Source organism: Nitrospiraceae bacterium (genome assembly GCA_019637075.1).
Lineage (GTDB): Bacteria > Nitrospirota > Nitrospiria > Nitrospirales > Nitrospiraceae > JAHBWI01.
In genome coordinates, this window is sequence record JAHBWI010000004.1 from 268,425 (window position 1) to 281,343 (window position 12,919).

The 12,919-nt window shown below is 59.1% G+C and carries 14 protein-coding genes; 13 read left to right on the forward strand and 1 reads right to left on the reverse strand.

Annotated elements, in window-relative coordinates; all coding sequences use genetic code 11:
- Positions 1–79 precede the first annotated feature (79 nt).
- Genes surE through rlmB form a run of 4 tightly spaced genes read left to right on the forward strand, consistent with a single transcriptional unit; the run spans position 80 to position 3,739 of the window.
- Positions 80–895 (forward strand): 5'/3'-nucleotidase SurE, encoded by an 816-nt coding sequence (surE, locus tag KF814_12500; protein MBX3236966.1) that lies wholly within the window; start codon positions 80–82, stop codon positions 893–895.
- Complete coding sequence (locus tag KF814_12505; GenBank protein ID MBX3236967.1) at positions 892–1,527, forward strand: DedA family protein; 636 nt, start codon at positions 892–894, stop codon at positions 1,525–1,527. Before surE ends, KF814_12505 begins: the two co-directional genes overlap by 4 nt.
- A 12-nt stretch (positions 1,528–1,539) precedes the next feature.
- A complete protein-coding gene (gene cysS, locus KF814_12510) occupies positions 1,540–2,991 on the forward strand; it encodes a cysteine--tRNA ligase (GenBank protein ID MBX3236968.1) in 1,452 nt (483 codons plus the stop codon).
- Entirely contained in the window at positions 2,966–3,739 is a 774-nt protein-coding gene (rlmB, locus tag KF814_12515) for a 23S rRNA (guanosine(2251)-2'-O)-methyltransferase RlmB (GenBank protein ID MBX3236969.1), read from the forward strand. Before cysS ends, rlmB begins: the two co-directional genes overlap by 26 nt.
- On the opposite strand, the gene KF814_12520 is transcribed toward rlmB, so the two are convergent.
- Complete coding sequence (locus KF814_12520; GenBank protein MBX3236970.1) at positions 3,736–4,011, reverse strand: response regulator transcription factor; 276 nt, start codon at positions 4,009–4,011, stop codon at positions 3,736–3,738. The two genes, rlmB and KF814_12520, sit on opposite strands and share 4 nt — an antisense overlap.
- Before the next feature lie 212 nt (positions 4,012–4,223).
- Here KF814_12520 and KF814_12525 point away from each other — a divergent pair, with 212 nt between their 5' ends.
- The 9 genes from KF814_12525 (at position 4,224) to KF814_12565 (ending at position 12,857) form a co-directional block, all read left to right on the forward strand.
- A complete protein-coding gene (locus KF814_12525) occupies positions 4,224–4,997 on the forward strand; it encodes a prepilin peptidase (GenBank protein MBX3236971.1) in 774 nt (257 codons plus the stop codon).
- Positions 4,998–5,289: 292 nt separating this feature from the next.
- Positions 5,290–5,724, forward strand: coding sequence for a GspH/FimT family pseudopilin (locus KF814_12530; GenBank protein MBX3236972.1), 435 nt, complete (start codon positions 5,290–5,292; stop codon positions 5,722–5,724).
- Positions 5,725–5,789: 65 nt separating this feature from the next.
- The gene (locus KF814_12535) at positions 5,790–6,248 is read left to right on the forward strand and encodes a hypothetical protein (protein ID MBX3236973.1); all 459 of its coding nucleotides are present in this window, start codon (positions 5,790–5,792) and stop codon (positions 6,246–6,248) included.
- Positions 6,245–7,021, forward strand: coding sequence for a prepilin-type N-terminal cleavage/methylation domain-containing protein (locus KF814_12540; protein MBX3236974.1), 777 nt, complete (start codon positions 6,245–6,247; stop codon positions 7,019–7,021). The genes KF814_12535 and KF814_12540 overlap by 4 nt, the downstream gene beginning before the upstream one ends.
- A 22-nt stretch (positions 7,022–7,043) precedes the next feature.
- The gene (locus tag KF814_12545) at positions 7,044–8,525 is read left to right on the forward strand and encodes a hypothetical protein (protein MBX3236975.1); all 1,482 of its coding nucleotides are present in this window, start codon (positions 7,044–7,046) and stop codon (positions 8,523–8,525) included.
- A gap of 262 nt (positions 8,526–8,787) precedes the next feature.
- Positions 8,788–10,401: a type II/IV secretion system protein gene (locus tag KF814_12550; GenBank protein MBX3236976.1), complete on the forward strand. Its 1,614-nt coding sequence runs from the start codon at positions 8,788–8,790 to the stop codon at positions 10,399–10,401.
- 294 nt (positions 10,402–10,695) lie between these two features.
- Positions 10,696–11,196 (forward strand): prepilin-type N-terminal cleavage/methylation domain-containing protein, encoded by a 501-nt coding sequence (locus KF814_12555; protein MBX3236977.1) that lies wholly within the window; start codon positions 10,696–10,698, stop codon positions 11,194–11,196.
- 11 nt (positions 11,197–11,207) lie between these two features.
- Positions 11,208–11,729 (forward strand): type IV pilus modification protein PilV, encoded by a 522-nt coding sequence (gene pilV / locus KF814_12560; protein ID MBX3236978.1) that lies wholly within the window; start codon positions 11,208–11,210, stop codon positions 11,727–11,729.
- A 3-nt stretch (positions 11,730–11,732) separates the two neighbouring features.
- Positions 11,733–12,857 (forward strand): PilW family protein, encoded by a 1,125-nt coding sequence (locus tag KF814_12565; GenBank protein ID MBX3236979.1) that lies wholly within the window; start codon positions 11,733–11,735, stop codon positions 12,855–12,857.
- Positions 12,858–12,919: the final 62 nt, after the last annotated feature.

Consider the following 12,919-nt stretch of genomic DNA (forward strand, 5'->3'; position numbering starts at 1 on the left):
ATGCCGCTTACGGTTTAGGTCCACCCCGCCTCCCGCCGCCGCTTCGTCCCGACCAGATTCATGCAACCAAAGGAACACTGTGGCCCGCCTAACCATACTTTTGACGAATGACGACGGAATCGCCTCGCCGGGTGTTCGGGCCATGGCCGCTGCATTGCAGTCGCTCGGCGAGGTGTGGGTGGTGGCGCCTGAGCGTGAACGCACGGCCGTTGCCCATGCGGTGACGTTGCACAAACCGCTTCGGCTGACGAAGCTTGAGTCCCGATGGTTTGCGGTGAATGGGACGCCGGTCGACTGCGTGAACCTGGCGCTGGCGAAGGTTTTGCCTAGAACACCCGCGCTGGTCGTCTCCGGCATCAACCGAGGCGTGAATCTCGGCGATGACGTCATGTATTCGGGAACCGTCTCCGGCGCTCTCGAGGGCACGATCCTGGGCATCCCGTCGATCGCCGTCTCGCAGGAAGGGGACGAGGATTTTCGCTTCGAGGTCGGCGCCCGCTATGGTGCGCGCGTGGCTTCCTCGGTCTTGCAGGACGGTTTGCCGCCGGAGACAATCCTCAACGTGAATGTGCCAGATTGTCCGGCCCGCGCCATCCGTGGAGTGAAGGTCACCTGCCTGAGCCGCCGCAGATTTGAAAATCCGATTGTCGAGAAGGTCGACCCTCGAGGAAGAAAATACTATTGGATCGCGGGGACACGCGTCTCATGGAGTCGTCGAAACGACGCGGACCATGAAGCGGTTGAGCGTAAGATGGTGTCGGTCACTCCCATCCATTTGGATACGACGCACTATGAGGTGTTGTCGCAATTCAAGCGGTGGGAGTCTGTCTGGTCGAAGCGTCCGCGCGCCACGAAGTCCGCGACGACACGTTCACGGGCGAGGCGTCTCGTATGACTGCGTTCATCGAATGGCTGGTGGAGGAACTGGGGCGGTTCGTCATTGCGGCGATTTCGCGGTTCGGCTACACGGGCATTCTCCTCACGATGGCGATCGAGAGCGCCTGCATTCCGCTTCCAAGTGAAATCATCATGCCGTTTTCCGGCTACCTGGTGTCGACGGGAGAGTTCTCGATGCTCGGCGTGACCTTGGCCGGAGCATTCGGCAATGTGCTGGGCTCTCTCGTCGCCTACTATGCGGGGCTCTGGGGTGGACGACCGTTCGTCGAGCGATACGGCCGGTATGTGCTGGTCTCGCATCATGATCTGGATCTGGCGGATCGATGGTTTCAAAAGCACGGCGATGCCGCCGTCTTGGTGAGCCGCCTCTTGCCCGTGGTCCGGACGTTCATCTCGCTCCCTGCCGGGATCGCGCGAATGAACGTGACGAAGTTCGTGTTGTTCACCTTCATCGGGGCGCTCCCGTGGTGTTACGCGCTCGCGTACATCGGCGTTGTTATGGGTGAGCGGTGGAACCAGTTGCGTGCTTATTTCCACCACGTCGATCTTGTCATCGGAGTCGCGGTCGCGATTGGGGTGGCCTATTTTCTGTGGTCCCACTGGCCAAAACGACAGCCATCCACGGAGTAATAAAGTAGGGTCATGCGTCTCTTCAATACGTTGACGGGGAAAAAGGAACAGTTTGAACCGATCGATCCGGGCAAGGTCCGCATGTATGTGTGCGGCGTCACGGTCTATGACTACTGCCACTTGGGGCATGCGCGGAGCGCCTTGGTCTTCGATGTGTTGCGGCGCTACCTCGAGTTTTCCGGACTGACGGTCGAGTTCGCCAAGAACTTTACCGACGTGGACGACAAAATCATTCGGCGAGCCAATGAGCAAGGGGTGTCCTGCGAGGCCGTCACGACCAAGTATATCGATGCGTATTACGAGGACATGGGGCGCCTGGGGGTGCGACGCGCCACGCTCGAGCCTCGGGCGACCGAGCACATCGAGGATATCGTTCGGCTCGTCGAGCGGCTGATCGAGAAACAGATGGCCTATCGTGTCGATGGCGATGTGTACTTCCAGGTTGAGAAGTATTCCGAATATGGGCGTCTCTCCAAACGGCGTTTGGAGGACTTGCAGGCGGGCGCTCGCGTCGAAGTGGACGAGCGTAAGCGCCATCCGATGGATTTTGCCCTGTGGAAGGCCAGCAAGCCTGGTGAGCCGGCATGGCCGAGCCCATGGGGACCCGGACGCCCTGGCTGGCATATCGAGTGCTCCGCGATGTCGCTCCGACATCTCGGGGACACGTTCGATATCCACGGCGGTGGGATGGACCTCATCTTCCCTCATCACGAGAATGAGATCGCACAATCATGCGGCGCAACGGGCCGCGAGTTCGCACGGTATTGGGTGCACAACGGATTCGTCCAAATCAATCAGGAGAAGATGTCGAAGTCGCTCGGCAACTTCTTTACGATCCGTGAGATTTTCGACAAGTCGGAGTGGTCTGAACCGATTACGGGAGAAATTCTTAGACTGTTTCTACTCTCGACGCACTATCGCAGCCCGCTGGACTTTTCGGACCAAAGCCTGAGAGAGGCTAAGAATGCGCTCAACGGATTCTATGATCTGTTCGAGCGGCTCAAGGAACCCTCGCCCCGTGCCGGCGGCGATCCACGCACACAGGAAGCGGTCGCACGATGCCGCGTCGCCTTTGCCGAGGCCATGAACGACGATCTGAATACTCCGGTTGCTCTTGCCGAATTGCAGAAGCTTCGCAGCGAAGGCAACAAAGCCGTCGAGAGCGGGCTTTCAGACGAGGGGCGTCGAAGCTTGCGGCAGGAATTCCGGACCTTGGGCGCGGTGGTGGGATTGTTCCAGCTTGAGGCTTGGCAGTTTAAGACAGTGCCTGTCCAGGGGAGCGCGTCGGTCGATTCCGGCCAGGATGCCCTGAGCGATCAGGTTATCGAGGAGCAACTCGCGGCCAGAGCGGCAGCGAAGAAAGCCAAGAACTATGCGCTAGCGGATCAAATCCGGAAGGAATTAGCCGGACGTGGAATCACCATTGAGGATCGCCCTGATGGCACCAGCCGGTGGAAGCGATAGCCCTCACGATCTCATCTATGGTCTGCATGCCGTCCGTGAAGCGCTGCGGGCCGGTGCGCGCCCGCTGCAACGATTGCTCGTCCTCGGCACCGACCGTCAATTCAGCGACATTGTAAGACTTGCCAGGGAACGTCGTGTCCCGATTCACGTCGAGCCCAGGGTGGCATTCGACCGCCTCGTTTCCGGCGGGAATCACCAGGGGGTCGTCGCCGTTGTCGCCGCAAAGTCCTATGATCAGGTCGAGGAAATCCTGGCGGCGGCCCGGGCGCCGGGGCAAGTTCCGTTTCTCGTTGCGCTCGATGGGGTGGAAGATCCGCACAATTTGGGCGCCATCCTTCGCACGTCTGAATCCGCGGGGGTCCAGGGGGTATTCGTCCCTGAGCGCCGCGCAGTTGGCTTGACCAGCGTGGTGGCGAAGGCGTCTGCGGGGGCGCTGGATCATATGCGGGTGGCCCGTGTGGTCAATATGTCGCGTCTGATCGAACAGCTCAAAGCAGCCGATATTTGGGTCTATGGGCTTGATGCCGAGGCGAATAAGCCGTACACCGCGCTGGATCTGCGCGGACCGATTGCGCTGGTCTTCGGCGGGGAAGGCAAAGGCGTGCGTCCGGCTGTTCGCGATGCCTGCGACGAGGTAGTCCGCATTCCGATGTTAGGGAAGGTCAGTTCCCTCAATGTATCGGCAGCAGCGGCGGCGGTCCTCTACGAGGCGGTTCGTCAGCGGGGCCGGAACGAAGCCGGGGATTAACGCAACCGCAACATTTTCCCCTGGATTGCGGCTTTCAACAACTGGGCGGTGTTGGAGACACGAATCTTCTTCATCATGTTTGCGCGGTGAGCCTCGACTGTCTTGACGCTGATACTGAGCCGCTGTGCGATTTCCTTGTTCTTGAAGCCTGACCAAATCAGTTCAAGAATCTCCTGCTCGCGTGTCGTAAGGGCTTCCGGTCGTCGCTTGCGCGACGGGATGAAGACCTCGGGAGAGGGGGTTGGAACTCGGCGTTTGCGTGTGGTCGCCATGGGCATATCCGTCAGGCTCCGCTTCGGGTAAGGGTCAATCGGCTGACTCGGTAGACCTGCGGATTATACGCAAGTCTCCTGTCGATTGTAAATCACGGCCCGCGGAATTTCATTGCATAATTCCCGGGGAGAATCGTCGTACGATAAACTACATAAATCCCTGAGGGCGAGGGCGCCGTGGAGAAGGTAGAAGCGGGCGAGTTAGGTCAACCATGATGCCCTATGTGTTCGTGGCGCTGTTCGGCGCCGTCATCGGCAGCTTCCTGAACGTCTGTATCTACCGGATGCCTCGGGGCGAATCGGTGGCATGGCCGGGTTCGCACTGCCCTGCCTGCGGGCACGAAATCGCACCATACGACAATATCCCCGTCGTCAGCTACTTGGTGCTCCGGGGGCGCTGTCGTGCGTGCGGAATCGGAATCTCTCCGCAATATCCGCTGGTTGAAGCCGTCAATGCCCTCGGCTTCGTGCTGATGTTCTGGCTTTTCGGTTTCGGCCCGGCGGCCTTGGTCTACTCGCTATTCTTCTCCGCGCTGCTGGTCATTACGGGTACGGACCTGTCACATCAGATCATCCCAGACGCGATCACCCTGCCGGGACTTGCGCTTGGTCTCCTGGCAGCATGGCTCATTCTCCCCCTCGGTCTCGTCGACGCAGTCCTTGGAGTCCTTGTTGGGGGAGGCCTCCTGTGGTTCCTCGCCTGGATCAGCCCCTATGTCTTTGGCAAGGAGGGGATGGGCGGAGGCGATATCAAGCTTATGGCGATGGTTGGGGCTTTTCTCGGTTGGAAGCCCGTCTTGCTGGCGATCATGATCGGGGCGTTTTCCGGCTCCATCGTGGGTGTGGGGCTCATGGCAACCGGGCTCATGCGGAGGGAGCAGTATCTGCCGTTCGGTCCCTTTCTCGCATTCGGTTCGTTAGTGGCCCTTTTGTTTCATGAACCGCTCTTCACCTGGTACTGGTCCTTCATCGAGATTCCCCAATAGGCCCATAAACCGGCTCTGGTGGCCGGTTTTCTCCACCATTCTGGCCCCGCCTTCTGTATCCGATTCGATGGTGTGTTGTATCTGAAGAGGCACACCTCACCTCAATCTCTAGCCTGTTCGATATGTCCCCGAATGTCGCGGCATCCTGTCCCTTGCGCGGGGGGACACCGATTTTCTCCATGATTTGGCCAGATTCCCGCTGAAATGCTCCCGATCCGATGCCGTGAGTACGCAGAAGTTCCTGACGGCATGAAAATTGGAAACGCTCTACGCGCTCGACGTGGGAGGCGTTATGAAGGAACGGGGCGGGAGTCTGATTGAAGTCTGTGCGGTATTGGGGCTGATCGGGACCCTGTGCGCCTTGGCGGTGCCGGGATGGGGCGCGCTGACGGCGCGTCATCACGGACGGGCGGTGGTCCGGGAATTGGCATCGGAACTGAGAATGGCTCGGCAGTTGGCCATGGCGCGCCATGAACGTGTGCGCGTGATCGTCAATGCCGAGCAGTCCAGCCTGAGAACCGAGTGCATCGAGTGCGGAGGAACGGCGTTGCGCTGGTACTACTTTGCTCAACGCGGTACGGCGATTGAATCGATGTCGACTCGGGGGGAGATTGTCTTTCAGCCGAGCGGACGGTCCGCCACGCCTACGACGATCGTGCTCGTTGGGCCGCAGCAAGAGCGTCCGACCCTGACAGTCAGTCTGACAGGAAAGGTGACGGTGTCATGAGCAGGTGCGGCGTGCAAACGACGTGGTTGAGAACACTGTCTCACAACTCATCGGGATTCACCCTCGTGGAAAGCATGGTTGCCACATTGGTGCTCTCCGTTGGTCTCCTTGGTCTGTTGGCAATGTGTCAGTGGTCTGAGAGGGGGTTGCAGCATGGATTGCTTGCCACACGGGCGTTGGCCTTGATGGAGTCACGGCTGGAGGCGAAACGCCTTGGAGCGTGGGATCACCTGTTGCTGGATGACCTGGATCGAAACGGGTCGCTGGAATCACGGATGCATGACGACGGACTCTTAGGAGACGCCACAGCCGGTGACGGCGTATTCACAGGACAACTGATGGAGGGCGCCGTTCGATTGCAATGGACTGTAGAACTGAATCGACCGGCGGCTCCTGCCTCATCGAGCACCGCGTGGGTCGAAGTGCGCGCGTGGTTTCAGCCCGCCGGAGACCATATGCGCGAGGTGCGGCTGCGAACGATGCGAGCCAATCCTCGGTTTGTCGGAGTTCAGGTGCCGTCATGAACCAGCAGTGTGGGCGGGTACGGGGTCGATCGTGCAGGTCGCAAGCATGGCGAGGGAGCGATGACTCGGGATTCAGTCTGATCGAATTGCTGTTTGCCGTGCTGATTTCGGGGATCGTCATGTCCTCGGCGATTCGAACGTTTGCCGTCTACGGGCATAGATTCTCGGCACAACAGACTGCGATGGAGTCGATGCAGGAGTTACGGCTGGCGTTGGATGTGTTGTGCGGGGAACTTCGCCTGGCGGGCGCCGGGCTTCTGACACGGGATGTCGCGTTTCTTCGAATGGATCGACAGGAGGTCGAGTTTCTCGCGAATCTCGCGTCATCGACGACCCAGATGACTGCAGATGCCTTGCCCGGACAGCGCGACCTCACTGTGGAGGAAGCCACGGGGTGGGGAAAGGGGAAGACGGTTGTGTTGTGCACATTCGAGCGTTGCGGAGAGAATCGATTGGCCGCCGACGGTCGCAAGCACGAGATCACATTGGCCGCGCCTGTGACGGCATCGATTCCTGCGGGCAGCGGCCTGTTTCTGCTCAATCGAGTGCGCTACTACCTGAAGGTTGAAGAGGGCGGAACGTTTCGACTGATGCGGGACGTCGATGGTGGAGCCAGTACGCTCTTGGGCGGGATCACGCAATTTCGCTTGGACTATCTCACACGGCAAGGAACCGTGACAGCCGATCCTCGGGTAGCCGCGCATGTCCGCATTACGATGGGGGTTGGAGCGAATGGCCCGCTACTCACCCGAGATGTGGGTTTGCGAATCTGACTCGGACAATATAGGAATGACGATGAAAGCAAAAGACGAAGCGAATAAATCAAACCGGCAGAGTGAACGTGGCATGGCGCTGTTGGCTGCACTCATGCTGTTGCTGATGCTCACGATCCTGGGAATGACCTCCATGCAGCTGGCGGGGCAGGAAATCGCGGGTGTGAATGCGTTGCAGGAGGAGCGCGCGGCGCACCACGCTGCGGAATCGGCTGTCGATGCGGTGATGGGGTGGTTTCACGATCCCAGCCTCCCGCCTGAAGGAATCCCTCCTGGGTTTATGGCTAAGCGGGTGGTGAATGCGCAGGGAGAACCATCCTACTTTGATGCCCAAGGGCGGTCACAGTTCACGGGGACGGCGAGTCGACCGGATGTCGTGTTCGACGCCGTCAATCCGCAACACGATCAGATGTTAAACGATCCCCGTACCGGATGGTTTCGCTCGCTCAAAGGGTTGGCGAAGATTCTCAAACTCCGCGTGTATGGGGCGATGCGACCGGGCTTGCTCTGCACGGTGGAGGTGACGGCGGGGGCGGGGCCAGGAGCGCGTGTGAAAAGAACGTTGTCGGTAGAGCTCGGAACCTATGCGATGCCGGCTCTGCGCGCTCCGTTGGAGGTTGCTTCGATGGGGTCTCCGTCCCCATCGGCGAAAGGTCTGGCTGTAACCCATTGGGGCGACATGCTGGTGCGTGGCTCGGCGTACTTTGGTGCAGTCGGCGACCTGCCCGGCAAGAGCATGTCCGCTTCAGTGACCGGACAGGCCTATGAATTGATGGTGCACCGGGAGGATCGGTGGCTCGATGTGTGGATCGGAGGAGAGGGGTACTTCTCGCAGATGCCATCGGGCAACGTCGCGGGCGTTCCGTCCAATCTGCATGTGCATCAGGAGCCGGAACCGGGGATCAAGGTTGATGACTGGAAGTATGATCGCTTGAAGCAAATGGCAAAGCAGTACGGCCGCTACTATGCGATGGATCGCGATGGACTGTTGTATGCAGACGGCAACGTCCAGCCTGGGCTGGGGCACCGTCCTGCGGAGGTACTTGCTTCCACGGAGCCGGGAGATCATCTGGGACTCGTCTTCGTCGACACCCTGGACGGCCAGCCGCCGAGCGCGAATAACCTCGGAACTCTCGTCCTCGAACAAGACTACATAGAAGGTATTCTTGTCTTGAACGCGCACGTTCGGTGGAAAGGCGGGCGAATGGGAAGGTCGGTGCCGGTTTTGAGTCCTCCCCCGGAGGGACAAACTGCGCTCGGGACACGAGTGCCGGTGCAACTGTCCAGTGTCCATCTGCAGGGTGTCCTGTACTCTGCCGGTGATGTGACCTATTCGGGTCGTGTGAACGTGTTCGGCGGTGTCATGGCTCAAGGCAACGTGTCTGCATCGGGAGGTGAATTGGGTCAGTTGGAGGTCTGGTACAACTACGAGCTGCGGGAAGGACTGGTGCGCGGTATGCCAGTGGTGTTTGTCTCGCCGGGTAGTTGGCAGGTCAGAGCCTAGGGGGCGTTGACGGCACTGATGAAGATCGTACGTCGAACAGAACGGGAATTATTTTGAGGAAAGGATCGCTGACATGAGTGCAGGTGTGATGGTGTCCGGGACCGACTCCAGGCCGACAAAAGCCGCCTTCCGTGCATCGAAAGTCGAGACGTCAAAACAAGCTTACGAGTTGCTCGTCGCGCGGGGATTGCTCCGAGCGGAAGAGCTCACATCGGCAATCTCGGAGGCGCGACGCAAGGGGTTGGATTTGGCGATCGTGCTCATGGATCGGTACCGTGTTCCGAAGGCGGCTCTTGGCGTCGTGCTGGCCGAATACTATGGCTGTCCTTTTGAGAGTTTTCACGAATCGACAGTCATCGAACGGGATCTACTGAAACGGCTCAGCCTCGACTACCTCCGCAGGAGCCATTGGATTCCATTACGCCGGCAGGGTGGGGCCGTGGAGGTGCTGATCGATGATCCGCATCATCTGGATAAACTGCAAGATGTGCGACGAGCCTTCCCCCAGCAGTCGGTCGCGTATCGGGTCGCACTGCGAAGGGATATTGAGCAGTTTGTGGCGGCAGTCTCCGGGCGCGATTCTGAATCGGCCATCACCGAGATCCTGGGCGAGCTGGTCAGCGAAGCCCAGTTGGAGGAGCAGCAGAATGCGACGATCGGATCGATCAGCGAGAACGACAGCGCGATCGTCAGACTCGCCAATCAAATCATCGCTGAGGCTTATCGCCAGGGCGCTTCGGATATCCACATCGAGCCCTATGCGGATCGAAAGGAAACGGCGGTTCGGTTTCGAGTGGATGGGGCCTGTTTTACGTATATGGCGATCCCGGCCGCCTATCGGCGGGCGATCGTGTCTCGAGTGAAGATCATGGCCAGCCTCGATATTGCCGAACGGCGTAAACCCCAGGACGGCAAGATTCGATTCAAGCTCAATACCGGCAATGAAATCGAGCTGCGGGTCGCCACGCTGCCGACTGCCGGTTACAACGAGGATGTGGTCGTGCGGCTGCTCAGCGCCGGCGGACCCCGGAGGCTGGATAACTTGGAATTCAATCCTCGCACCAGGCGCTCGATTGAGGAGTTGGCTCAGAAGCCGCACGGGATCATGCTGTGCGCCGGACCCACCGGATCGGGGAAGACGACCACGCTCCACGCGATCTTGTCATCAATCAATACGGATGAGCGAAAAATTTGGACCGCCGAGGACCCGATTGAGATCACCCAGGATGGGTTGCGTCAGGTGCAAGTGCATCCGAAAATCGGGCTGACATTTGCTACGACGATGCGGGCGTTTCTCCGGGCCGATCCCGACGTGATCATGATCGGGGAAATGCGGGACAAGGAAACGGCGGACATTGCAATCGAGGCTTCGCTGACCGGACACCTGGTGTTCAGTACCATTCACACGAACAGTGCCGTGGAGACCGTGGCGCGGCTGCTCGATCTCGGCTGCGATCCATTCAACTTTTCAGACGCCATGCTTGGCGTGCTGGCCATGCGACTCTGCAAACGCATTTGTCCGAACTGTCGGGAGGCCTATCACCCGACTCGCACGGAGTACGATGAGTTGGCGCAGGGATATGGCGAGGCAGCTTGGGAGGAACGGAACCTTGCATACTCAAGCGAATTCACTCTGTTTCGTGGCCGCGGCTGTGAAGTTTGCAATCAGTCTGGCTATCGAGGGCGTGTCCCCATTCACGAATTGATGGTCGGTTCAGGGCCCATGAGAAGTCTGATTCAAACCCGCGCCCGTACCACCGAACTTCTGCGCCAGGCCAAATCCGAAGGGATGAACACCTTGATTCAGGATGGTATCGACAAAGTTCTGCAGGGATTGACGACCTACAAACAGGTTCGAGCTGTAGCCGCCTACTAAGTCCCTCGAGGCTGTGGTTGCAGGGAGGGCATAGGCCCTCCCTGCTGGCTCACCAGTAAACGATTTTCCTTAACTCGATTCCGTAGATCCTGTGCTTCCTCCCGCATGCGATCGTGCTCGGTCGCGCCTCTTTGTATGGCCACCAAGGGTATTTCCGGTACCGAAGCTGCCGAGATTAGGCCGAAATTTGTCACCACTTTCGACCGGAATGGGCCGAAATTGTACTCGGGCAACAGACGGCGCAAATAGTGTTTTCAAGGAGTTGTGAAGGAAGCCACATAGGGTAACAACGGCATGGCACTTGCTCACATCATTGTCGCCATGTGTGTGCAACCTCAAACGCAGGGGCTCTGTATTGTCCGAAACCGGGGTGGATTTACCCTGGTTGAGGTCATGATCGTGTGCGCGATCATTGCCATTGTCACGATGCTATCCGTTCCCGCTTATATGCAGTGGACTGCTCGGTATGAACTGAGCCAAGGGACGACGGAGTTGGCCAACAACCTTTCGTTGGCGCGGATGGCTGCCAAGCATCGCAATGCGGCCGTTACCGTGAGTCTGTCACTGGTGTCGAGCCATGTAAGCGTCTCAACCGGAGGTGTGTTTCCCCCCGTGGTCCTGCCGCGGTCGATCGTGGCGTTTTCCGGCGGCCCAATCCAATTCTCTCCGCAAGGCATGACGACGGCTGCGGCGAATCAGACCCTCACCCTCACGTCGAATCAGAACAAGGTGTACTCGGTGGTCGTGACGCCGGCGGGGAAGGTGAATTGGTGTCCGAAAGCCACCTGTCCGTAGGAGTATCGACAATGTATCAGGCCTTGGAGCGCTTGCCCATAACGTGTCGTCGATCGCAGGAAGGATTCAGTCTCCTGGAGGCGATGGTGGCCGCTGGAATTCTGTCCGTGGGGCTCCTGGGGCTCGCTGGTCTGCAAGGGATGTCGATCGGCAAGAATGTCGATGCGAATGAAATTACCCGTGTGACCAATCTTGCGGCCGATATGGCGGAGCGTATTCAGAACAATCGCCAGCGGGCGTTGGACTACAACGGAATCGATACTTCGGTGGCCTGCGCGCAGAGTGCGTCAACTCAAGCGATGGCATTGGGAGACTGCACTCAATGGCGGACCTTGCTGGCCAATTCCGCACTCGGTAGCGTTCGAGGCATCGTCACGGCGGCGCGGATCGATCCTGACCCCGCCACCAATCCTGTGACCATGAACCGCATTGCGATCACGATTCGCATCAGCTGGCAGAATGGCGCACGAAGTGAGACGAGTGTCTCGCGTCCGAAGTCGGTTACCTTCAACAGCGTCATCGCACCGGAGTAGCCCATGAAACGACCAACCAGCAGGACCGAAACTCGACTGATCGGGCAACGGGGATTTACCGTCGTCGAGATGATGGTGGCTGTCGGTGTGACGGCGGTGATTGTCGCCGCCGCGATGACGACGGTGGTCAATACCAATCGGGCGAATATCGCGAACAGTCAGATTGCGGATACGCAGCAGAATGTGCGACTCGCAACGGAGATCATCGGTCGAGACATCAAGTTGGCAGGTTTCAATTATAGTCCGACCGACCCTGCAACGGCATCGATCGCCGGTTGCACGACGACTGTCGGCTCGATAGCAAAGCCTGTCAGCCTTCGTCCTCAGGATCAAAATTCCGGGGGCGCAGATACCGGGCCGGATAGTCTTTCTTTGGTGGTTCCCGTGCTGAACACCACCGGCTGGACTTTGTCGGCTGCCGCAGGTGGTACGCAGAATGCCCCTGCCCCCTACAATTCCATTTCTCTCTCTGCCGCGGCCGTCACGCAAATGGTAGCCCAAGGGCTTGCGATTGGTTCCACGGTTTCAATCGGCGGTGCCGTGTCTAAGACGGTGGCTAGCGTGGGCGCAACCTCGATCGGATTCGGCGCAGGCAACTTTGTCGATGCGCGATTCCCGGCCGGTACCCCTGTGTACTTGCTGCAGTGCGTGCAGTACCAGGTGATCTCCAACAACGTGCCGACCTGCGGGAGCACGAGACCGTGTCTCGTTCGTAACGGGGTGCCGATCGTGGATGGAGTCGAAGACCTACAGATCACCTACGCGTGCGACGGCTGCAATACCACGGCGCCCAACCCCGCTCTGCCTGACGGTGTCGTCGACAATCAGGATGGCTCAACCAGTTCGGGGCAACCGAGCTTTACCCAAGGGGATTTCGTATCGAACAACACCTGGGCGATCACCCCCTGGACGCCCGATAAGATCAAGCTTGCCCAGCTGAGCATCGTCGCCATTCAGCCGAAGGCGGAACAGGGAACAAACGAGAAGGGAACCATCGCCGCGAATAGTTCGACGCCTGCAGTCGTAGGAGACCACGACCCTGCGACGAGTCCGGGATATAGCGCGCCTGCGTATCAGCAGCAGCGCCGGCGGGTGTTGGTTCGCACGATCCAGCCTAGGAATCTCTAGATAGGGGCGTGATGTATGGGGACGTTGCGTTGTCAGTCTAGTCAAGGTAGCCGGTCACCGGC

Coding starts and splice junctions, on each gene's coding strand:
- pilV (MBX3236978.1), top strand. CDS start 11,208: ATGTATCAGGCCTTGGAGCGCTTGCCCATAACGTGTCGTCGATCGCAG.
- KF814_12505 (MBX3236967.1), top strand. CDS start 892: ATGACTGCGTTCATCGAATGGCTGGTGGAGGAACTGGGGCGGTTCGTC.
- KF814_12520 (MBX3236970.1), bottom strand. CDS start 4,011: ATGGCGACCACACGCAAACGCCGAGTTCCAACCCCCTCTCCCGAGGTC.
- KF814_12550 (MBX3236976.1), top strand. CDS start 8,788: ATGGATCGGTACCGTGTTCCGAAGGCGGCTCTTGGCGTCGTGCTGGCC.
- KF814_12555 (MBX3236977.1), top strand. CDS start 10,696: ATGGCACTTGCTCACATCATTGTCGCCATGTGTGTGCAACCTCAAACG.
- cysS (MBX3236968.1), top strand. CDS start 1,540: ATGCGTCTCTTCAATACGTTGACGGGGAAAAAGGAACAGTTTGAACCG.
- KF814_12525 (MBX3236971.1), top strand. CDS start 4,224: ATGATGCCCTATGTGTTCGTGGCGCTGTTCGGCGCCGTCATCGGCAGC.
- rlmB (MBX3236969.1), top strand. CDS start 2,966: ATGGCACCAGCCGGTGGAAGCGATAGCCCTCACGATCTCATCTATGGT.
- KF814_12540 (MBX3236974.1), top strand. CDS start 6,245: ATGAACCAGCAGTGTGGGCGGGTACGGGGTCGATCGTGCAGGTCGCAA.
- KF814_12545 (MBX3236975.1), top strand. CDS start 7,044: ATGAAAGCAAAAGACGAAGCGAATAAATCAAACCGGCAGAGTGAACGT.
- KF814_12530 (MBX3236972.1), top strand. CDS start 5,290: ATGAAGGAACGGGGCGGGAGTCTGATTGAAGTCTGTGCGGTATTGGGG.
- KF814_12565 (MBX3236979.1), top strand. CDS start 11,733: ATGAAACGACCAACCAGCAGGACCGAAACTCGACTGATCGGGCAACGG.